18 protein-coding genes are annotated in these 20,106 nt (G+C 57.3%); 6 read left to right on the top strand and 12 right to left on the bottom strand.

Features of this window, described 5'->3' with window-relative positions; translation table 11 throughout:
* Positions 1 to 117 precede the first annotated feature (117 nt).
* Entirely contained in the window at positions 118 to 1,560 is a 1,443-nt protein-coding gene (locus RCO31_RS08040) for a lipopolysaccharide biosynthesis protein (protein WP_308967757.1), read from the top strand.
* Between the two features lie 21 nt (positions 1,561 to 1,581).
* Here the strand turns inward: RCO31_RS08040 and RCO31_RS08045 are convergent, their stop codons facing one another.
* The 4 genes from RCO31_RS08045 to RCO31_RS08060 all read right to left on the bottom strand — a co-directional run bounded on the left by RCO31_RS08045 (position 1,582) and on the right by RCO31_RS08060 (position 5,737).
* Positions 1,582 to 2,580, bottom strand: a complete 999-nt coding sequence (locus tag RCO31_RS08045) for a phosphoribosyltransferase family protein (protein WP_308967758.1) — start codon at positions 2,578 to 2,580, stop codon at positions 1,582 to 1,584.
* 73 nt (positions 2,581 to 2,653) lie between these two features.
* The gene (locus RCO31_RS08050) at positions 2,654 to 3,586 is read right to left on the bottom strand and encodes a glycosyltransferase family 25 protein (RefSeq protein ID WP_308967759.1); all 933 of its coding nucleotides are present in this window, start codon (positions 3,584 to 3,586) and stop codon (positions 2,654 to 2,656) included.
* Positions 3,544 to 4,524: an NAD-dependent epimerase/dehydratase family protein gene (locus tag RCO31_RS08055; RefSeq protein WP_308967760.1), complete on the bottom strand. Its 981-nt coding sequence runs from the start codon at positions 4,522 to 4,524 to the stop codon at positions 3,544 to 3,546. Before RCO31_RS08055 ends, RCO31_RS08050 begins: the two co-directional genes overlap by 43 nt.
* Complete coding sequence (locus tag RCO31_RS08060; protein WP_308967761.1) at positions 4,454 to 5,737, bottom strand: glycosyltransferase family 4 protein; 1,284 nt, start codon at positions 5,735 to 5,737, stop codon at positions 4,454 to 4,456. The genes RCO31_RS08055 and RCO31_RS08060 overlap by 71 nt, the downstream gene beginning before the upstream one ends.
* A 548-nt stretch (positions 5,738 to 6,285) precedes the next feature.
* Here RCO31_RS08060 and RCO31_RS08065 point away from each other — a divergent pair.
* A complete protein-coding gene (locus RCO31_RS08065; protein WP_308967762.1) occupies positions 6,286 to 7,233 on the top strand; it encodes an SDR family oxidoreductase in 948 nt (315 codons plus the stop codon).
* 134 nt (positions 7,234 to 7,367) lie between these two features.
* Here RCO31_RS08065 and RCO31_RS08070 read toward each other — a convergent pair whose 3' ends face one another.
* Complete coding sequence (locus RCO31_RS08070) at positions 7,368 to 7,595, bottom strand: hypothetical protein (RefSeq protein WP_308967764.1); 228 nt, start codon at positions 7,593 to 7,595, stop codon at positions 7,368 to 7,370.
* 86 nt (positions 7,596 to 7,681) lie between these two features.
* Here RCO31_RS08070 and RCO31_RS08075 point away from each other — a divergent pair, with 86 nt between their 5' ends.
* The 3 genes from RCO31_RS08075 to RCO31_RS08085 all read left to right on the top strand — a co-directional run bounded on the left by RCO31_RS08075 (position 7,682) and on the right by RCO31_RS08085 (position 11,192).
* The gene (locus RCO31_RS08075; protein ID WP_308967766.1) at positions 7,682 to 9,187 is read left to right on the top strand and encodes a lipopolysaccharide biosynthesis protein; all 1,506 of its coding nucleotides are present in this window, start codon (positions 7,682 to 7,684) and stop codon (positions 9,185 to 9,187) included.
* A 273-nt stretch (positions 9,188 to 9,460) separates the two neighbouring features.
* Positions 9,461 to 10,252, top strand: a complete 792-nt coding sequence (locus tag RCO31_RS08080; protein ID WP_308967767.1) for a hypothetical protein — start codon at positions 9,461 to 9,463, stop codon at positions 10,250 to 10,252.
* A gap of 190 nt (positions 10,253 to 10,442) precedes the next feature.
* Positions 10,443 to 11,192: a methyltransferase domain-containing protein gene (locus tag RCO31_RS08085; RefSeq protein ID WP_308967768.1), complete on the top strand. Its 750-nt coding sequence runs from the start codon at positions 10,443 to 10,445 to the stop codon at positions 11,190 to 11,192.
* Positions 11,193 to 11,450: 258 nt separating this feature from the next.
* Here RCO31_RS08085 and RCO31_RS08090 read toward each other — a convergent pair whose 3' ends face one another.
* The 4 genes from RCO31_RS08090 to RCO31_RS08105 form a co-directional block, all read right to left on the bottom strand.
* Complete coding sequence (locus RCO31_RS08090) at positions 11,451 to 12,794, bottom strand: FAD-dependent oxidoreductase (protein ID WP_308967770.1); 1,344 nt, start codon at positions 12,792 to 12,794, stop codon at positions 11,451 to 11,453.
* Positions 12,795 to 12,841: 47 nt separating this feature from the next.
* Positions 12,842 to 14,137, bottom strand: coding sequence for a DUF4910 domain-containing protein (locus RCO31_RS08095; RefSeq protein ID WP_308967772.1), 1,296 nt, complete (start codon positions 14,135 to 14,137; stop codon positions 12,842 to 12,844).
* 113 nt (positions 14,138 to 14,250) lie between these two features.
* Complete coding sequence (gene rfbF / locus RCO31_RS08100; protein WP_308967773.1) at positions 14,251 to 15,018, bottom strand: glucose-1-phosphate cytidylyltransferase; 768 nt, start codon at positions 15,016 to 15,018, stop codon at positions 14,251 to 14,253.
* 48 nt (positions 15,019 to 15,066) lie between these two features.
* The gene (locus RCO31_RS08105; RefSeq protein ID WP_308967774.1) at positions 15,067 to 16,125 is read right to left on the bottom strand and encodes an SDR family oxidoreductase; all 1,059 of its coding nucleotides are present in this window, start codon (positions 16,123 to 16,125) and stop codon (positions 15,067 to 15,069) included.
* A gap of 517 nt (positions 16,126 to 16,642) precedes the next feature.
* On the opposite strand from RCO31_RS08105, the gene RCO31_RS08110 reads away from it, so the two are divergent.
* Complete coding sequence (locus tag RCO31_RS08110) at positions 16,643 to 16,915, top strand: hypothetical protein (protein WP_308967776.1); 273 nt, start codon at positions 16,643 to 16,645, stop codon at positions 16,913 to 16,915.
* Positions 16,916 to 17,800: 885 nt separating this feature from the next.
* On the opposite strand, the gene RCO31_RS08115 is transcribed toward RCO31_RS08110, so the two are convergent.
* From RCO31_RS08115 to otnC, 3 genes are all read right to left on the bottom strand, one after another.
* Complete coding sequence (locus RCO31_RS08115) at positions 17,801 to 18,157, bottom strand: H-NS histone family protein (RefSeq protein ID WP_308967777.1); 357 nt, start codon at positions 18,155 to 18,157, stop codon at positions 17,801 to 17,803.
* A 454-nt stretch (positions 18,158 to 18,611) separates the two neighbouring features.
* Positions 18,612 to 18,974 (bottom strand): H-NS histone family protein, encoded by a 363-nt coding sequence (locus RCO31_RS08120; protein ID WP_308967779.1) that lies wholly within the window; start codon positions 18,972 to 18,974, stop codon positions 18,612 to 18,614.
* Positions 18,975 to 19,226: 252 nt separating this feature from the next.
* A complete protein-coding gene (gene otnC, locus RCO31_RS08125; protein ID WP_308967781.1) occupies positions 19,227 to 19,889 on the bottom strand; it encodes a 3-oxo-tetronate 4-phosphate decarboxylase in 663 nt (220 codons plus the stop codon).
* Positions 19,890 to 20,106 lie beyond the last annotated feature (217 nt).

Below are 20,106 nucleotides of genomic sequence, written 5' to 3' on the forward strand. Positions count from 1 at the left end.
GTCATTCTGTAGGCACTCAGACGCCGGAATTCATGTGAAAAACTGGTGACGGTGCTCGGAGGATAGGCATCTCGTAGCAATGGCATCTGCACGCGTAACTGGAAATGGCTCGAAGAGGTGGATAGGAACAGTAAAAGTCGCGCGGCCAAAAACATTGCCATCACTGGCACCGCACAGGCGTGGCGTGTCATCACGGGACTTATTCTAACGGTCGTCACGACTCGGCTTCTAACGCCGTCCGATTTTGGAATCCTCGCGATGGTCGGCACGGCCACGGCGCTCATAGCCCTGGTAAAGGACCTGGGGATCAGCCAGGCGATCATACAGCGCGATACGATCAGTCCAGGCCAAGTCAACTCTCTCTTCTGGATATCTATCGCAGCTTCGGTGGTATTCGCATTGCTACTTGGAGCCGGTGCTCCGTTGATCGCACGCTTTTATGCGGAGCCGAAAGTTGAACTGCTCGCAGTTGCCTTCTCGGCGCTGGTCCTGATCAGCGGTCCGCAGGCGGTTCCCGCAGCTATCCTTAACCGGGAGTCGCACTTCGACAAGCTCGCAATTATCGATGTCGCCAGTGCGACAATTGCACTCGTGGTCGGCGTCGTCGGCGCACTGCTTTGGCGAAGTTATTGGGCTCTGTACGCCTCTGCGGTAAGCGCCACTATCGTCACAGGAGTCGGCATGTGGTTGTCGACAAGATACAGGCCTGGCGTGCCGCATTTCGATACCAATACAGCACAGATGCTGAGTTTTGGTTCGCACGTATCCGGGTTCAACATAGTCAATTATCTCTCCCGCAACTGCGATAACATTCTGATCGGACGCTTCCAGGGCGGGGATCAACTCGGGCTCTACGATCGCGCCTATCGCTTACTCCTTTTTCCAATCACACAGGTACATGGGCCGATTGGGAAGGTCCTTGTGCCCTTGCTTTCGCGCATCCAGGCCCAGCAAACTAGTTATCGCAGCACCTACATGGAGGCCGTCTCTCTGATTATGATTGCCACGCAGCCTGGCATCTTGTTCGCAATTGTATGCGCGGCGCAACTGTTCGAGTTGTTGTTCGGTACGCGATGGATTCCGGCCGCTCCAATTTTTCAGTGGCTTGGTGTCGCGGCCCTGCATCAGGTCATGACCTCAACCGCAGGCTGGCTTTTTCTGAGTCAGGGGCGCGGCAGCGATTTTTTCAAGCTGGGAGCATACTCGGCCGTTGCCACCGTCGCGTCGTTCATAATCGGGCTCCCATGGGGCGCCGTCGGCGTCGCGGCTTCGTACGCAGTGATGAACTACGTCGTTCTTCTTCCGTTGGTATGGGTTAGTGTCGGACGTCGTGGTCCGATCACTTGCAGAGACCTGGTCAAGCTCGCAATCCCTCACGCCGCGGCCATCGTTGTTGCGGCTGCCGCCCTAAAGGCAGCCCAATACAATTGGCAGGGCGTGGACCTCGCGCGAATGGCGGCTCTCGTCGTACTGACGTATTTTGTATATCTTTGCGTTATTCTACTGTTTCGAACAAAGCGCGAGCTGTTGGCGCGCAGCGTGCGTCTTATAAAGAGATAGGCTGGCCGGCCAACGTAGGCGCTATTGTTTGCCTGCGTAGTCTTTGAGCTTGTTGTACATGGTCTGGCCAAGCATTTGGCGCGCAAATCGCTTCAACGGAAGGCCGCCCCGCACAAAGTGCGTGAGAGCTGAGGCTCTCCGCTCGAGCGCTTCGACAGAGATGCGGTCAGGCAGGAACATCTGCTGATTTTCGATGCAGAGGACGGGCTTTCCGCTGACCTGAGCAATCTGTCGAGCCTGCCCAATCTCGCTTTCGATGAAAAGCAGGGCATCGCTGGCCCGGTAGAACTCGCCCTTGAACCGACCGTGGGGAGCCAGCCGAATCCGTTCGGACTTGCTGGGAAGGTCAAGCATGATCAGTTCGCGGTAGGTTATATTCTGACGAGCAAGCCATTCTTCAGTGTTGGCCCGATATTTCTCAAGGCGGCTTGTCACGAGATAGCCGACCCGTTTGGTAGGGATGAACTTGCGTTGCGCCTCGAGCAGAAATCGCAGGTAGGCGGACCCGTCATCATTCTCCTGAGTCGTGGGATCGAGACAGAGGACGCCATCAATATCGACGCAACATTGGTCCAACAAATCATGATGAAAGAGATTCCATTGAAAAATGCGAGGGTGCTTGACGACATCCAGGATCAGATCCGCTTCCGTATGACTTGGGCGCGTTCCGTACGCCGCTGTAAATACGAAGTTCTTGTCAGGATACGCAGACACCAGCGAAGCTCGTACATTCGCCATTGAGTTGCCGCTGGAAATGCTGTCGTCCAGAACGACAATTGTCTGGATCTCCGAGACTGGCTTGTCGAACGTGTCGCGACGTCGCGTGCGGCCGGTGGCCAAGACCCTTCCTGCAATGAATCCTTCGACGTCCGTAAAGGGTACATTTATCGCTAGCGCGAGCATGGATGCTGCGAGCAAACCGCTTCGTGGGATGCCGATCACGAGGTCGATGTCCGACGGAAAGCGGTGGAGATTTCGTTCAATTGTGGCGTTGAGATCTGCGATCGAACGATAGTTCATTCTGGTCTCGATCTTGTTTTCACAGCCGGTGATGCATCATTGAACGTCTACCAAGAGGCTAAAACCTGCTTGTTCAGCCGAAGCGGCATTTGTCAGGCGCCGGAGACAAGATGGCTTTCAACTGGCGATCCTTGAAGTGAAGGGCGATATTTGCGCTGCCGCGTTTCAGCCATTGCCACGACTTCCACAGGCACCAAAAGCCTCGATCCGCCTTGGAGGGGCGTCTTGAGCGGGCTGCATATTTTGTGACCGATGAAGTCAGACTGAGTTCAATGCAGGGAAAGGGAAAAAGGGCGTAGGTTGTCAGGCCGTTTGCCCAGAAACGGTCCATCTCCCAGTCGATCGGACGGTCGAGGTGCCGAAATGATCCTAGGAAGTTTCGCGCGGCCATCGGAGAGATCAGATACGCCTGAGTGCCCATCGGGGCGCGCTTGAACCGGACAAGTTCGCGTTGGCCCAGCCAGACCACATGGACGGGGCTCGCAAGGTGTCGCCCATAAAGACGCAAGTATCCCAGGCCCGCAAGTTCACACATCCTGATGGCCTTCGTTACGTCGAATGCGGGATCGAGGAAGACGTCGTCCTCGATGACCACTGTCCATTCTCCCTCGGCTTGCTGGGAGACGGCGGTCAGCACAGCAATATGGCTCGCTGCGCAGCCGATCTCCGAAGGCGTAAGCGGCCGTCCCCAGTATCTCAGAGCCCGGCTTTCGTCATAGACTGGTTGGCCACTTTGCAGATCCCGCAACGCATCGAAAAAGGTCCATTGCAGTTGCGTGTCCGCCATCTGCTCGGCAACTCGCCTGCGGCGGGGGGAGCCCGAAAGACTGATAACGACAACGCGAACGCGTTCGACCCCCTCCGCACAAGCCTCGTTCGTCTGCCGCAAACGAGGATCGTCGCGGTGCTCCGGTCCGTCCCGCATGGGGGGTGGCGCGTCCGCGATGGGCGCAGAAAGCGGCACTACGCCGCTCGCCGATTGCTGTGCACCTGCCGCTCGATCCATTCATAGCTCTTTTCGAGGCCCGACCGCAGCGAGGATGAAGGCTTCCAGCCGAGCTGTTTCTCGATCAACCGGTTGTCCGAATTGCGTCCGCGCACGCCCAACGGGCCGGGTATGTGCTTCTTGATGATTTTCTTGCCTGCAATGTCGGCGACAAGGTCGACGAGCTGATTGATCGTGACCATCTCTTCGGATCCGATGTTCACAGGCCCTTCGAAGTCTGAACGCGTCAATCGCGTTGTCCCCTCGAGACATTCATCGATGTATAGAAACGAACGGGTCTGCCTTCCATCGCCCCAGATCTCGATCTCGCCGTTGAACCGTGCCTCGGCGACTTTTCGGCAGATCGCCGCTGGAGCCTTTTCCTTGCCGCCGACCCACGTTCCTTCCGGGCCAAATATATTGTGGTACCGCGCGATGCGATTCCGCATCCCGTAATTGCGGTTGTAGGCCAGGTACAAACGCTCGGAGAACAGCTTCTCCCAGCCGTACTCGCTATCGGGCGCCGCAGGATAGGCCGAGCCCTCAGAACAGTTGGGATTGTCGGGATCCTCCTGATTGTGAGCCGGATACATGCAGGCAGAGGAGGAATAAAACAGCCCCCGCACGTTTCGCTTCTGACAGACGTCCAGGATATTGAGATTGATCGTTGCTGAGTTGTGCATCACGTCGGCATCGTGCTCGCCGGTAAAGATGTAGCCGGCGCCACCCATATCCGCCGCGAGCTGATAGACTTCATCGAACCGGCGATCCACGACCTGCCTACAGAAGGCCTGATCGCGCAGATCTCCGATCATGAAGTCGTCGGCCTCGGTCTCCGAAAAGCCGGGAAACTTCAAGTCGACGCCGCGAACCCAGAAGCCCTCCCTCTTAAGTCGTTTGACCAGGTGGCTTCCGATAAAGCCTCCGGCGCCACATACGAGGACGGATTTCGTAGCCATCTTGCTCCCTTTCGCTCTGCTTCTCTCCGACGGCGTAGGTGAGTACGCTCTCAAACTTGTCCGCGACGGCTCCGATGTCGTAGTTGTCGACGGCGAATCGGCGCCCGTTCGCGGAAAGCCTCGTTCTCAGCGGCTCATCCATGAGCAGTCGCTCCGCCGCCTTCAGAAAGCCTGCGCTGTCGGTGGGCTCGACAACATGGCCTGCCTCGCTCCTGAAAATCACGTCCGCTGAAAGGTTTTCGCGCGGAGCTGCGAGCAGTATCGGCCGACCGGCGCAGAGATAGGATTGGACCTTTGAAGGAACCGAGAACATTCCGGCGTCGGGCTCGATCGTCGCGACGGCAACGTCAGCGCTCGCGAGAACTTCCGGCAGATCCTTGAATGGCTGCAGCGGCAGCAGAATGAGATTGTCGAGCGACTGCTTGTTCTTTTCTGTCTTGAGATAGTCGATACCAACTCCCTGGCCGACGACGACGATCTTCGCCTTGTCACGCGCGAACTTCGCCAAGTCGACGAGCAGGTTGGGATTATGCTTGAGCGCCAGCGTGCCGGAGTAAAGGAAGTTGAATGAACCGTGTAGATCGTGCTTCCTCGACCAATCGTTGTCCTTGCTGAGAGGCCGGATGTGATCGGGCGCGCCCCAGTTTTCGATCGTAAAGACGCTGCGGCTGCGGCCGATCCATCGCTTGGCCAGGTCCTCGAAGCTTTTTGTAATGACGACGATAGCGTCGGACGCGCGAAACTGATTGCGTTCCAGAAACCGGTAATAGGCGCCGATCGCCGCTCCAGGAAAGCCGAGCTTCTTGGTCAGCAGCTTTGATACCGCGATGCTGTAGAAATCTTGAACCCAAAGCACGAGGCGTACCCGGCCCTTGGCGCATGCCTTGACAATCGAAGTTTGTGCTTCCGTAGGTGTGTTACCGGAGATAACCACGTCCGGCTGCTCTGCTCGTATGACTTTCGCGACCGCCTTGCCGTAAGCGACATCATCGAACCGTCGTTTTACGAAGGAGGACTTGTCGTAGGGACGGGGCAACTTGATGCCGGCAAAGGCCAGCCCGGCTGGATCGGAAGAGGTTCTTTCCAACTGTCCTTTAGGGCCGGGATCGCCACGAAAATAGAGATGCGTGACGATATGCCCGCGCTTCGCAAGCTCGCGGCTGAGATCCGCCTGGAAAGGATGGCCCGCGTAGTCGTGGATGATTATTTTCAAGGATCCCACCTGAATTAACATCCGATCGATCGCTGCGCCAAAGTCGCGATTCTGATTATTATCATTGAATATGGCGCTTTGCTTGCCTGAATATTTAGCCGATCGGTGGACATGGCCAGTGCAATTGGCGCCGTTGGTTCGTTCGCAGGTGAAGTAGCTTGCCTTGGTCCGATATTTAATATTTTAATATGACGATCCATGTGGCGCAATGCTGGTTTCTTTATATTGGATATTTTGGTCGGATAATGGCATTAAAAACACACCGTGGACTGCGTGCCGGGTGTGGGAACTCGCGCGTGCGTGGTCTTAAGATCAGCTCAGCCGACGTAGCACGATGGTCTGGCTCGGCTCGCGTGCGACATTGCGGCAGATGCAGCAGCAGGCTCTACTGCGAGTGTCTCGCTCGAGCACCTTCGAATGTGATCATGAACAGAATGCAGCTCTTTGGCGAAGGCTATCGGCGTCGACGTGGTTCGGAGTCCGATACCTTGCAGACGCTCCGGTTTCCTGCCATCTAGCGCTGCTCTCACATCCCGCACGGACCTCGCATGCAACCTTCAAACCGAATACTTGTCAGCGGTGGCGCGGGGTTCATCGGTTCGCACCTGTGCGATCTGCTGATCGCAGGCGGCCACGAAGTGCTGTGCATCGACAACTACTTCACTGGCCGTCGCCGCAACATTGAGCATCTGTTGAGCAAGCCGCGCTTCGAGGTGATGCGGCATGACGTGACGTTTCCGCTATATGTCGAAGTCGACGACATCTATAATCTTGCCTGTCCGGCGTCGCCGATTCACTACCAGTACGATCCTGTGCAGACGCTGAAAACCAGCGTGCATGGCGCGATCAATATGCTCGGGCTTGCCAAGCGCACGCGCGCCAGGATCTTCCAGGCGTCGACCAGTGAAGTCTATGGCGACCCGTCCGTGCATCCGCAGCCCGAGAGCTATTGGGGGCACGTCAATCCGATCGGCGTGCGCGCCTGCTACGACGAGGGCAAGCGCGCGGCGGAAACGTTGTTTTTCGACTATCACCGCCAGCACAAGGTGCGGATCAAGGTCGCCCGCATTTTCAACACCTACGGGCCGCGCATGCATCCGAACGACGGCCGCGTGGTCTCGAATTTTATCGTCCAGGCGCTGTCGAACAACGACATTACGCTTTTTGGCGACGGCAACCAGACGCGCTCCTTCTGCTACGTCTCGGATCTTTTGGACGGCGTTCAGCGGCTCATGAATGCGCCGGAGGATTTCATCGGTCCGGTCAATATTGGCAATCCGCGTGAGTCGACGATCCGCGAGTTGGCCGAAATGATCCTTCGGCTCACGGGGTCCAAATCGAAGTTGATATTCCTGCCGTTGCCATCCGATGATCCGCGTCAACGCCAACCGGACATACGGCTGGCTCGCGCCAAGCTCGACTGGGAGCCGAAGGTCACTGTTGAGGACGGTTTGAAGGAGACGATCGCCTACTTCCGGCGTCTGCTCGCGGAATAAGGCATGGTGCGCCGGTGGGCGCGTCTACTTGCGCTTGCAGACCGGCGACGTCAGTTGTGAGGAGTGAACATGAGGCAACTGGGAGCTGCAGCACTCTGCGTAGGTGCCATATGCCTGTCATCTCTCGCCAATGCTCAAAATGCCGGCGTGGGCGGGCCTTCATATGCGGCCCCCGCAGGCAGAAGTCCGACGGCTCCGGCGCCACCGCTGTCGCCTGACCCGCGCCCGAGCGCAGCTCCGGCCAAACCGGCCAGCCAGCCGGTTGGTGCGCGGACGACCGTCAGCCCCTCGATCTCTGAATTCGGAGCGCCGATCCCGGGGGTGACCACAAAGTAACTGGCGCCTTTCGGCCACGTTGCCATGATATGGTCGGACTTCAAGGAGTGCGATCGATCTAGTCCGTGGCAGCGTGGGACCCCTCTCATTGAGCAGCGACTCACCAGACGCGATGAGCCGTCGCACAAGTGCTGGAGCAGCGGTTCTCATCGCGTCGCGTTTGATTGCGCGGTGCATCGATTTCGCCGCGCTGCTTGTTCTGGCGCGACTTCTGTCACCGGCGGATTTTGGCCTTGTGGCCATCGCCATGGCCGTCATCATGGTCACGGAAGCCGCTCTCGAGCTGTCGCTCTGGCAGGCGCTGGTACGGCTGCCGCTGACGAGGGCGCATTTCGATACCGCATTCACGCTCGCCCTGCTGCGCGCTCTGGTCGTCGTGCTTATTCTGTTTGTGGCCGCATGGCCCCTAGCACGATTGTATGGTGACGATCGACTGATCCCTCTCATCTATGCGCTCGCCCTTGCGCCGGCGGTCCGAGGTCTCGGCAGTGCGCGGATGATCGAGTATGTGAAGAAGCTCGATTATCGCCGCGAGTTCGTGCTGGAGTTTGCAGGAAAGGTCGCCGCCTTTATCGTGTCGGTCAGTCTGGCATGGTATACGGGAAGCTATTGGGCGCTCGCGGCCGGCACGATCGCAGCACCGATAACAACTGTGATCGCATCCTACGTGCTTGCTCCTTATCGGCCCAGGCTGACGCTCCGGAAATGGCGATCGTTTGCCGGCTTCCTCGGCTGGTCGACCGCTGCACAGGTGGTCAATGCTCTCAACTGGCAGATGGACCAGTTGGTGCTCGGCCGCTTCGTGAACCCGATCGAGCTCGGCCGATTTGCGATGGCCGCGAACCTGGCAGCTCTTCCCGCGCAAGTCTTCATCGCTCGGGTGCTGAGCCCGCTGATGGTGACGTTCTCTTTCATCAAGAAAGATCATCGGAGGTTGACGCTGGCCTATCAGAACAGCGCGATTACCATACTAGCCGCGGGACTTCCCATGATGGTCGGGATAAGCGTCATGTCGGAACCGCTCCTCCGGCTCGTCTTGGGAGCGCAATGGATGGAAGCTGCCGACGTCCTGCGTTGGCTGTCGCTCGCTGTCGTGCCTGCGTTCTTCTTCGCGCCGCTGGCACCGCTGTCGATGGCACTGAACAGGACCGAAATATTTCTTCGTCTCGCCCTTCTGGAGCTCTTCTTCAGGCTTCCCATTGTTCTGGTGGGCGCCATCAGCTACGGAGTGACAGGTATCGTCGTGGCGCGCTTGGCGACCGCCTTCGTCATGGCCGCATCTTCGGCGGTTGCCGTCCGCGAATTGCTCGGGTTGTCGCTGCGCGCGCAAGTCTTCAGCGCATGGCGACCCGTCGTGAGCACCCTTGCCATGGCGTTGGTGATAATACCGATGGAGGCGTGGCTTGCGAACGTGCGCGGGTTGCCGCTCGCGCTGGGAATGAGCGGTGTTATCTTCGTCGCCGTTGTCGTCTACGCAGGCACGATCTTCATCCTCTGGCGCCTGGCGGGTTGTCCGGAGGGTTTTGAATCCAAGATCGTCGGGGCCCTTGCTCACTACTGGCGCGCAATCGTCACCGATCGGCGGATCTGGAAACTGGTGCCGCGGGATGAAATATAACGAAATATAACGCGATATCGTTCTCAAGAATCCGGTAGTATGCTGCCGCAGTATTGTGTCGGGCTGCGGCTGGCGATTTAAATTGCGCCGTTCGCAGTTTCACCTGTTAGATTGCGTCGAATGGCAGAACTCAGCCGAACCAAACGGAAGAATCTGATCGTTGTGCGCGCGGGTGATAACTCATTGCACACAACGTTCTTTGCCGGTTCGCAATCGCCTCGAACTTGGGACCTGCATGTAAGCTACTTTGGATCGGCTGGGGCGCCGCCGCCGGTGGACGGAGAAGACTTCACCTGGAGCGCGGATGGCGGGGAGTCGAAATTTCGTGGGCTCTTTACGTGCTTTCAAAAGACGCCGTCATTCCTTCAGGACTATGACTACATCGCCATCCCCGACGATGACCTCATCTGCACAAAGGATGATTGGAACACGGCTTTCGCTCTCGCTCGAGAGTACAAGGTGGCGGCATGTCAGCTCAGCCTCAACACGCGATCCTTCTACTCGCATAGTATCACTCTGCGGCGGAAAAGCCTTCGGTTGCGCTGGGTGACGATGGTCGAGCCGATAGCGCCGATCATCCGGGCTGACATCCTGCAGAGTCTGATGCCGATCTTTGCACTCCCAAACAACATGTGGGCAATCGACGATGCGATTTCCGATCTGGTTGTCGACGATCGGAGCTCACTTGCCATACTCGATGCCGCCAGTGTGGTGCATACGCGCGAAGTCATGAGCAGCGCGTTGTACAGTCCGCTCTGGGAAGACGGCAAGACGCCGGCGCAAGTCCAGGCGGAGTTCATGCAGCGCCACGGGATCAAACGTCATAAACGCGTAGTTGTCGGTGCAGTCGACGCTCACGGCCAGACCGTCGCCGATCCGCAGTCAATCTCGAAGAAACTGTACTTTCCAAGGCTGCTTCAGCGATTTCGGCGACTCCGCGGCACCGTAACCATCGCTCGTCGCGAACTCGTCATCTTTCGCGGTGTGAATGCGTTGCGCAATTGCCGAGCCAAAGTCCTGTCACTCCGTCAGCGCAATGCGCGAGTTGGAATCGTCAAGCAGTGACTGGCGCCAGCCCGGACGTTCCGAGGCGGCGAAATTGCGACTGAGACGTCATATTATTGGAACTTTGGCGGCTGCTATTAAATAGGCAAGCCCCATGAAAAAACTCTCCTTTATCTGTGGCGACTTTTCGCTACGATGTCCTTCGGCGCGTCACCATCCGGTGCCTAGGGGCAACAGTGAGGACTTCGCCATGAAACAGATCTATTCCGAGGATTTCTATAATAATAGGTCCTCGCGAACGGCGCACTTTGCCGATCGGATCGCCGGCCTCCTAATGGACCTTCTGCGGCCCACATCAGCCGTGGACCTCGGTTGCGGCGTGGGCTCGGTGTTGAATCAACTCCACGCCAGGGGATGTTCCACCATCCTTGGCGTCGAGGGGGAGTGGGTGGACGAGAAGCATTTGCTGATCGCACCTGATCAGTTCCAACGCGCGGACCTCACCAAGCCCTTCACGACGGATCGTACCTTTGATCTAGGAATGTCGTTTGAGGTCGCGGAGCATCTCGACCCGCAGCATGCCGACACCTTCCTTGACAGCCTTTGTAAGCTTTCGAAGCAGGTTGTCTTTTCTGCCGCCGTCGAGCAGCAGGGAGGAGTGCACCACGTCAATGAGCAGTGGCAATCCTGGTGGGCGCGCAAGTTCGAGCAGCGTGGATACTCCGCATTCGATGCTGTTCGCCCGGTTATCTGGACCGACACCTCGATCCCGTCCTGGTATCGGCAGAACACGATCGTCTATTTGCATCGAAGCATTCCGGTCTCGGACGCCATCGCAAGGCATCGGGTTCAGAATCTCGATTTTCTCGATCGGATACACCCGGAGCTATTTGTGCAGAGGGCTCGCCTTGTAACCAAGGGACTCAAGCCGCTACTGAGGCGCATACCGAGTGCCGCCTATGACTCCGTCGCGCGTCGGATTTCCGGCGTCGGACGCTGAGCGGGTATGGCTTGCTGACCCAAGGGCGATAGCCGTTCGAAGAACGGCGTCGCTTCGCTCGCCTATGGAAAGCGGGATCCAGTATCCCCGAGCCGTAGCGTTCTTATCGCAAATACTGCCCAGTACCGGATGCCCGCCGCAGCCTGTCCTCGGGCCGCGCTTCGCGCGGGCCCGGGGGGCATGACGGCAGAACCAACTGAAACTCATCATGCTTTAACCGGGCACGCAGTGCGGCGAGATGAAAAATAGAGGATCACCTCACGACAGCGTCTCAAGCGTTGCAGTTTCTCGATCGTGGGCGCGCAAAGCGGCCTTGGCTGCGTTCTCGCCGCTCATGAACGCATGATCGGTCCAGATATAGCCCCACTCACCGAAGCGGCCGCAATAGTTTATTCCAATATCCCGCAAGAAACCATGGACGGTATTCACCGCCGCGGCGCGATCAAGATCGAATATGACGTTGCCAAACGGACTCCAGATCGTGCTCTTGTGGATGACCTCGTCTCTGTTCGCGACGATGCCGCACTTGATAAGCGCATCGATCGTCGGCTCGATCCAATCGTCGGGAGGACCTTGCAGCGGACGATACTTTTCACTGAAATAGATTTCCGCCTGCAGGGCATCGCAACCGGGAGGAACGTTGCGGGAAGAGAGATTGCCTCGATAGCTTACGCGCGCAAAGGGGATATCCTCGTCGTAGAAGTATGACCATTGCGGCTTCATATCGAGCGGCCGACTGAGGCCGATATTGACGACGACAAACTGAGTACACGCCAATCTGCTGGCGGCCTCACGGACGTCGGTTGGCGCATCGACGATCAGGGGAACCAGTTTCGGAAGCGGAATCGATGAGATCAGATTCTCGAACGACGCACGCGTTCCGTTCTTGAAGTAGAGCGCCTTGTCACGCATGTCGATGCGCGTAACCTCGTGATCGCAATGAACCTCCGCCTTGGCGTAGAAGCCTTTTATGAACGATTCGAATCCACCTTCAGTGGGGTAGCGGAACTCGTTGACATAAAAAACGTCGAGAGGCTCGTGCTCGAGCGCTCCACGTAACATCTCTTCCAGCTTGGGGCGATAGAGCCTGGGACCGAGCCAATCTGTGCTCATATTGGCTGCGTCCGTAGTGTGATACTTCCGCGTGTAGACCATCGGAAAGGTCTCGGCGAAAGTCCTTCCGAACGCCGCTAGCAACCAGTCCTGGTAATTCTTGATGATGGGATTCTCGATCTTGCTCGCTTCAATGAAGTCGCCGATGCAAGCGATGACAAGATCAGTCGGCAATCCGTGCAAATTGACCTGGGCGGGATGCTTGATCCAATGCCCCTTCCAATAGTTATTGCAGTAGACCTGTCCAGTTTCATATTTGTGTTGCGTCGATTCGGCGAATAGCCTCTTTACATCGTCGTGCTTTGAAAAGGAGATATGAATTCCTTCATCGAAGACGAAGCCATTACCAAAGTTGAAGCTGGACGTCAGTCCGCCGGGTCGTGCGCGTAGCTCATAGAGCTTGGGGCGGATGCCCTGGCTATACAAAAGGTTGGCTGCACCGAAGCCGGCCATCCCGCTTCCTAGAATTGCAAAGCCTCTGTCTTCCATGAGCGAATACTTTCCAATCTTGCGCCGAGACCACGGCGGGTTTCAATCTAGGTTGTTACGGGTCGAACAAGATCTGCACGCAGCGCCAGCGTGGCAGCGGCATGGAGCCGGGAGACAGGTACATTCGCACGATCTGCCATCTCGAGCAGATCGTGCTTGCCGTCGGCAAGATTGAGCAACCAAAGCAGGTCCAGCTCACTGGGCCCGCCGGCGTCCTTCTGTCCGGCAATGGAGCGGTAGAGACCGCGACGGCCGAGTTGCGGCTCACCGCGGCCGTCGGTTCTGGCGTAAGTGACATTGTTTTCGAGAAGGTCGAGCACGGCGGCCAGCAATGCGAACGACTGATTCAGCGCCTCCGGCTCGACGAAACTGAGATCGTCTGCGGACGTGTGATACTCCGGAAAGGTGCCATGAACCGCACGCATCAGACACCCGACCGGAAGATCGAAAGACGGTGAACAGAACTGACGCTCGTCGTAACCGTAAGGATTAAACGCGAGGATTGCGTGCTCATGGTCCGAATGGCGTAGAACATGTGCGACAGCACGATCGATTTCTGCGCCTTTGCGGCTTTGCTTATAGTGAAACGGGCCCGGGTCACCAATGCAGGTCAGAACCAGTCCGTGCTTGATCCGAGGCAGCAACATCTCATTGCGCGCGAGCCACGTAATCGCACCGATCGTTGCGGGGATGAACAGGAATCGATAGCCCAGCCTCCGTTGCTGCTTGGACTGACGGATCGCCAGTGCGGTTGCGACCGCGATTCCAGATAGATTGTCGTTTGCGAGGCTCGGATGGCATATGTGAGCCGAAATCAGCACCTCTTCATCAACTTGTCCGGGGAGAAACAGCTCGCCATAGGTGAGGGATCCGGACTGCAAATCGCTGTCGATGTCGACGCGATAGGAATCGTCGTTCATCGTTAGCCAAAGATTGTGCGTTAGACAGAAGCCCCAGTCGCGGGAGAAGTATCCTGTACGGTACGGTATGAGATCGGGTTGATCCGGCAGAGTATGCACATGCCGGGCAAGCTCGTCGCGGCTGACCACGTCGTGCACTGGGCGACTGTAGCCAACGAGATGAAGGTTGTTCGTCTTGAAATCAACGAGAACGCGGCCATCAAGCGTGCAGATGGTGGCGCCTCGAACGTTCCATTCGGGCGGAACGTCCCAGTCCAGCACGCAGGTCCCGCTTGGGACATTCTCGATCGAAACGGGGACGTATTCTCTCAGAATGTCGAGCGTCGTACGAACGCCTGCGCCGGTAATACTGCGTGGGATTGGAAATAGTGTCCGTACCAGATTGTGAAGGTCTATCGGCGGCGACTCTCGGCCAAGACGCATGTCTTCGCCGATCACCGTTGGACGTCTCGCTTCGGCCAGACGTGGCGTTCGGTCTGCGAGTGGAAGCCGGTGCGCGTCGGCGGGGGACTCCCAGGATATCGAGGTTCGGTCGATCATTTGATCCAGGGGGCGCCTTTTCGCCAGGCGTCTTCGAGAACGGCCTTGTCGCGCAGGGTATCCATACTTTGCCAGAAGCCGCTGTGCCGGAACGCTCGCAGTTGCTCCTTTTCGACGAGCCTCCGCAACGGCATCTGCTCCCACACCGTCGCGTCGTCATCGATCAGATCGAAGACTTGCGGTTCGCACACAAAGAAGCCCGCATTGATTAGACCGACGTCGCGGCCGTCCTTTTCGCGGAATGCTTTGACTGTGTGGCCGTCTCGACCAAAATTCAGAACGCCGAAGCGGCCTGGCGGCTCGACGGCCGTCACGGTCGCCCAGGCGCCGCCCTCGCGATGAAAGGCCACAAGCTTTGCGATGTCGACGTCGCTGACGCCGTCGCCATAAGTCAGACAAAAAGTCTCATCTCCGATGACCTTCTGGGCGCGCTTCAAGCGACCGCCGGTCATTGTCTCCAGTCCGGTATCGACGATTGTCACACGCCAAGGTTCGCTCTGAATTGCGCCCCAAGTTATTTCGCCATTCGACAGATCGATGGTGAAATCAGAGGAATGCATTCTGTAGTTCAGGAAGTATTGGCGAATGAGCTCGATGCGGTAGCCGCCGAGCACAATGAAGTCGGTCAGGCCGTAGTGTGCATAGCACTTCATGATGTGCCAGATGATCGGGCGCCCGCCGATCTCCACCATTGGTTTCGGCCGGACTGTCGTTTCCTCGCTGAGTCGCGTTCCCATTCCGCCCGCGAAAAGTACGACCTTCATTCTACGCACTCCGACAGCCGGTTGATGCGCCGTCGCAACATCCCGGATTCACGCTATTGCACGTAGGTGCGATCTCCATTCCAGCTGCGGCGTCAGCCGCTCATTTGCGATGTGCCGTTCCAGGACCTTCAGCCGCATGAGCTCGGACGAGCGAAAATCGCAGTCTTGGAAGTTCATCCTCCTCATCCCTGCAATCAGGTGTCGGATCGATTCATTTAGATCGACCTGAGGCTGATGATTCGGTGCGAGCGAACGGTACAGTCCGAAATCCACTCGATAGGAGCGGCTATCGGTTGGTGCGGAGGTGTCGATCATCACCTTCGTTCCGGGAATTGCAGTTGCCACTGCGTTGGCTAAGTCGCGTATCTGATAATTGCGATCATCCGAACTGACATTGACCACCGCGTACCGACCACCGTTTTCGGCCGAGCGGCCAAGGGCCCAGTCGATCGCGCGCGCCATATCGGTGACATCGATCAGTGGGCGCCATGCCGAACCGTCGGAAAGCACACTGATGATTCCCTGGCTCAAAGCGCAGGCGACAAAGTCGTTGAGGACCAAGTCCAGCCTGAGCCGATCTGACATGCCGCAAGCGGTGGCAAACCGCAGGCTGGTCCTGACCATGCTGGTATCAAGCTTAAGCAACTCCTGTTCTGCCCCGATTTTCGATTTCGCATAAGCCGTGATCGGATTGAGCTGGTCGGCCTCTCTTCGCGGCCCGCCCGGCGCGACGCCGTAGACGCTGCAGCTCGACGCGAACACGAAATTCTTGACCCCCGCAGCGGCAGCCGCTCTCGCTATTGAAGCGGTCGTTGCCTGATTGATCTCGAAGGTGGCGTTTTCGAACCGGCTTCCCATCGGATCGTTCGAAATCGCTGCAAGTTGAACGACGGCATCATAGCCCGTCAGATCGAACTGAGCCGATCGGAGATCGCCGTAGAATTGCGCGTCGAGAGTCGCCTCTGGCAGAGTGGTGGCGCCCGTGAGGCAGTGAGCGAAGTACGCGTTATCGAGACCATGCAAAATGGCGCTTGGTCGTGAACGCCTCAAGTATTTCGCGGCCTCGGTTCCGACGTAGCCCATATTGCCGGTGATCAGTACTCTCACGTTCCGACTTTCTCGCCGCCGCGAACCGACGCAACCTACGCCCGATAGATGCGTTGCGGGGCAGGGAACGTTCTGGTTCAAGCCAGATTAATTATCGGGATTATTAAATTTACATACCATCGAGAACAAGACCTCGCTACAGTAGTAAGTTACCGTGGATGCTCGTCGAAATTGCCAATTAAATGTGGTATAATACCTCTCTCGTGCGCGCGAATTAAAAGTATTCAATCGGCGCGCGGAAGAGCGAAGTCGACGGAGCTTCGACCGTCTGTGACCGGGGCGCTAAGCTGCGCAAGGCTAAGGCTCTCTCTAACAGGTAGAGCGAGCGGCCGTATTCAGCGAGGTCAGGTCCGGTTTGAGAGGATCTGCCGGCGTCGATGACGCGGTTGCGGTCAGCTTATTTCGGAGCGCGCATAAAAGATCGCCGACCTTATAAGGCAAGTTATCTGTTGGAGGAGGCGCAATGATAAGCCAACGTATGGGGCACAATATGAAGAACCAAGGGGCAGGTCCTGCCATGGAGGAAACGACGGTCAACCAGGTGGGTGCGGACGTGGCCGTGCAGCTCATGCTGATGATGCTTTTCGCCTGTGTCTCGCGTCTTGCCGAGGACTCTGATGCTGTTCAGACTGAAGTCCGCGACAGACTGCTGGAGATCACCGAGGCGGTCTCGTTGCCGTCGGTATCTGATGACCTAGAGCCGGAGGAGATTCGGCGCGCAGCGCGGATGGTCATCTCCAATGTGTTCGTTGGTGTGAGCGCGATCCAGTTTCCCAAGCATCCGGTTTGAACGGCGCCTCGCGGGTGACGCTCTACGACTGTCGCGGATTTAAATGGTTTGCGGGTCGAGTGTCGTCGTGACGCAATTCGTACGGTGTTGAAGTTTCAAACGCGCAATTTTAGCTCATTTTAGCCATGAACTGGGCAGTATTTTGTGTAGCCATATCGGGCGAATTGAGAGAAAGTATAGCGGGGTGGACGATTGGATCAGCAATTTGTTCATCGCGATGGAGATCGACAATTAGTTTCTAAATACCATTCGACCAGGAGGAGCCGGCATGCTGATAAAGGCTACCGTACCGCGCGAGTTGCGATCGCGGCGAGAAGGGCCGCCAGAACGGAAGTCCGGCATTGTCCTGGCATTCGAGCGAGCGAAACCTCGACCGCCTCACGAACAAGCAACAAGCGACCTTGCGCTCCAGAACGCTGTTTTTGACGTTCGCGTTTCAGCTACAAACGAGATCGCGGACGCCTTTGCGTCCTCGCTTCGCAACACGGCGGCGATGCTGGAAAGCTGCCTTCTGTCGGAGGAACGGCTGTTCTACGCGCGTCATCCAAAAGGACTCTGCAATTCTGTTGCTGCGCGTTCGATGCGACGACGGCTGCAGACCTTGCAGAGGACGATCGCCAAGCTGGAGTTGAGTTAGATCTGATTCAGTTGCAGTACTGTGTGATGCCGCGGGCAGTTGTCCATGGGAGTCTGTGGCCGCTGTAGTCCTCAAAGAGCTCTCTTGCCGTGCACTAAGGCAAGACGACCGCACAGCTCAATGACTGGAAAAATCTTGGTTGCTCGGGACTTTGGTTGCCGGGAACTTCGCTTGGCATCGGCAAATCTGGGTCGGCGTTAAGCCGAACCCAGGTGGTGTGCGCAGCGAAGTTTAACCTGCCCGCGTAATCACGCAGCGTTTTTCTTTCTGTACTGCGGCATGATTAACTCGTCCAGTTTGACGCCGGACTTCAACAGTTTTGCGACCCAGTAGGGCTGCTTGCCTCGGCCGGACCAGGTTTGGCTATGGTCTTGCGGATTCCAATATTTTTGCAAAACCTTCGGATATTTTCGCTTGGGCCTGACCGCTTCTTTGTCGGCTTCGCTGCTCTGCTGCCTAGACGAGCGTGGCTGCTTAAGCAGGGCGAGCCTCGTATTGAGGATTTCTCTCTCGGCGATGATTCTGTCCGCGAGTACCTCGGTTACGGTTTCATGAATTTTCCAGAGTTCATCGGTTGATAATTTAGCAATATCGAGCTTGCTCAAAGCTGCCTCCTACGCGCTCCCCCTAGCGCTATTCGCCCGTTTCGGCGGCACAGAAACCCCTAATTCCTGTATTTTGCCGCCATTCATAAAAATGCCACGGGCTCTGCGCTCTTTGCAAGTGGCTTCCATAAAAAAACCACAGATTTTCAACCTGAGCGTGCGAGTGCTCAGTTGACGGAGAAAATATGGGGAGGAATTTATTCTCGTTGCATTAACTGTTTTAACGGCAGCGCGTTTGAATGAAACAAAGATGGCCTGCGTTCACTGAGTTGACCTCGAGCCTTCGCGCTCAGTCGCGTTATCAAACGAACCGCACCGCGTGGCGCGCTGGATCCGGCGACTCTGATGATTGTCGAACTTGGAGATTTGATTATTCGCGGCTTCGTACTGGCAGGCGCAACGTGCAGCTACAAGCCGCTCTGGCGCTTCGCCTGCTAGCAGTTCAAGGCGAAGCTTACGCCGCCTTCTTCATCATCTTGCGATACTGGGGGATGATCAGATCGTCGAGTTTCAGTCCCGACTTAAGCAGCTTTGCGACCCAGTGAGGCTGCTTGCCACGGCCGGACCAGGTTTGGCTGTGGTCCTGTGGGTTTCGGTATTTCTGTAGAACCTTGGCGTATTTTCGCTTCTCGCGCTTGCCCGCAGACTTCGGGGCCGAGCTCTCGTTGTGAGAGAAACCCTTCTGCTGCAGGAGGGAAAGCTTGGAATCCAATGCCTGCTTTTCAATCAGAATGCGGCTCGCCAAAATCTCCGCGACGACCTCGTGAATCTTCCAGAGTTCGTCGGTCGACAAACGAGTCAGGTCTTGCCGGTTCATCCGCACGCTTTCCTATTTTCCTTTCCCTTCAAGGGATTCAAGCAGGCCTCCAAATATACCTTTTTCCGGTTTGCGCAAGTCGTGCTCCGGCGCAACTAGAATCAAAACCTCAGCAAGGAGCCGAGAGCTGCAGGATGTTGGCGGTATGGTGAAAGTGCGCTCTCGTTGAATTGATGTTTTTTGTTTAATGCGTGATCGACGGTGAGTTCGAAGCCGAAAGATTAACACCACTATAGCGCGCGGATATTCGCATCACTCGTGCGTATGCGTCTCAGGTAGCGCCAGCCCGAAACTCACTTCGAGGTCCTTGACCTGTTGCTTCGTCAGGTAGCGCGGATTCAGGTTGCGCAGCAGGAGATAAAGCTTGGCGGTTTCTTCAAGCTCCTCGGTGGCAAAGACAGCCGCCTCCAGGCTTTCGCCGGCGACGACGGGGCCGTGATTGGCGAGCACGACAGATGAATATTTGCCGGCGAGGCCGCGGATGGCGTCGCCGACTGCAGGGTCGCCCGGCCGATAGTAAGGCACGAGTGCGGTGGCGCCGACGCGCATCAGATAATAGGCGGTCATCGGCGGCAGCATTGCCTGCGGATCGATGTCCGGCAGCATCGACACGGCAACCGAATGTGTCGAATGCAGATGAACGATGGCTCGCGCGCGCTCGCGCGTTTCATACAGCGCGGTGTGGAGCGGAATCTCCTTGGTCGGTGCGTCGCCTGCGACAAGCGCGCCCTTTGCGTCCAGCCGCGACATGCGCGCGGGATCGAGAAAGCCGAGCGAGGCGTTGGTCGGCGTCACCAGCCAGCCACCGTCGTCGAGCCGCACGCTGATGTTTCCCGAAGAGCCCGGCGTCAGGCCGCGCTCGAACAGCGAGCGGCCGAAGCGGCAGATCTCCTCGCGCAGTTTCGATTCGATCATGGATCCGTCCCTTGCTTTAAGGTGACGGAGTGTACGCACGTTGTGGATCGAGCGAAACGGGCGCGGCGACCCTTCGTCGTTCGATCCGCGACTTTTGCCGCCGCGTCCGCCGTGCAAGGGAGCTTCGCGCGGGCTGAAAAGACGCGGAGATTCGGCTTGAAGTGATCGGCCTTGCGCTGCCAAGCTGGTGTTGGCTGACGCCGGCGAGTGATCTGAG

Source organism: Bradyrhizobium sp. LHD-71 (assembly GCF_031157255.1).
In the GTDB taxonomy this organism is placed as follows: domain Bacteria; phylum Pseudomonadota; class Alphaproteobacteria; order Rhizobiales; family Xanthobacteraceae; genus P52-10.

Bases quoted from the DNA above. Each gene is read 5' to 3' on its own strand.
- RCO31_RS08045 (WP_308967758.1), bottom strand. From the start codon at position 2,580: ATGAACTATCGTTCGATCGCAGATCTCAACGCCACAATTGAACGAAAT.
- RCO31_RS08050 (WP_308967759.1), bottom strand. From the start codon at position 3,586: ATGGATCGAGCGGCAGGTGCACAGCAATCGGCGAGCGGCGTAGTGCCG.
- RCO31_RS08055 (WP_308967760.1), bottom strand. From the start codon at position 4,524: ATGGCTACGAAATCCGTCCTCGTATGTGGCGCCGGAGGCTTTATCGGA.
- RCO31_RS08065 (WP_308967762.1), top strand. From the start codon at position 6,286: ATGCAACCTTCAAACCGAATACTTGTCAGCGGTGGCGCGGGGTTCATC.
- RCO31_RS08070 (WP_308967764.1), bottom strand. From the start codon at position 7,595: ATGGCAACGTGGCCGAAAGGCGCCAGTTACTTTGTGGTCACCCCCGGG.
- RCO31_RS08075 (WP_308967766.1), top strand. From the start codon at position 7,682: ATGAGCCGTCGCACAAGTGCTGGAGCAGCGGTTCTCATCGCGTCGCGT.
- RCO31_RS08085 (WP_308967768.1), top strand. From the start codon at position 10,443: ATGAAACAGATCTATTCCGAGGATTTCTATAATAATAGGTCCTCGCGA.
- RCO31_RS08090 (WP_308967770.1), bottom strand. From the start codon at position 12,794: ATGGAAGACAGAGGCTTTGCAATTCTAGGAAGCGGGATGGCCGGCTTC.
- RCO31_RS08095 (WP_308967772.1), bottom strand. From the start codon at position 14,137: ATGCGTCTTGGCCGAGAGTCGCCGCCGATAGACCTTCACAATCTGGTA.
- rfbF (WP_308967773.1), bottom strand. From the start codon at position 15,018: ATGAAGGTCGTACTTTTCGCGGGCGGAATGGGAACGCGACTCAGCGAG.
- RCO31_RS08110 (WP_308967776.1), top strand. From the start codon at position 16,643: ATGGAGGAAACGACGGTCAACCAGGTGGGTGCGGACGTGGCCGTGCAG.
- RCO31_RS08120 (WP_308967779.1), bottom strand. From the start codon at position 18,974: ATGAACCGGCAAGACCTGACTCGTTTGTCGACCGACGAACTCTGGAAG.
- otnC (WP_308967781.1), bottom strand. From the start codon at position 19,889: ATGATCGAATCGAAACTGCGCGAGGAGATCTGCCGCTTCGGCCGCTCG.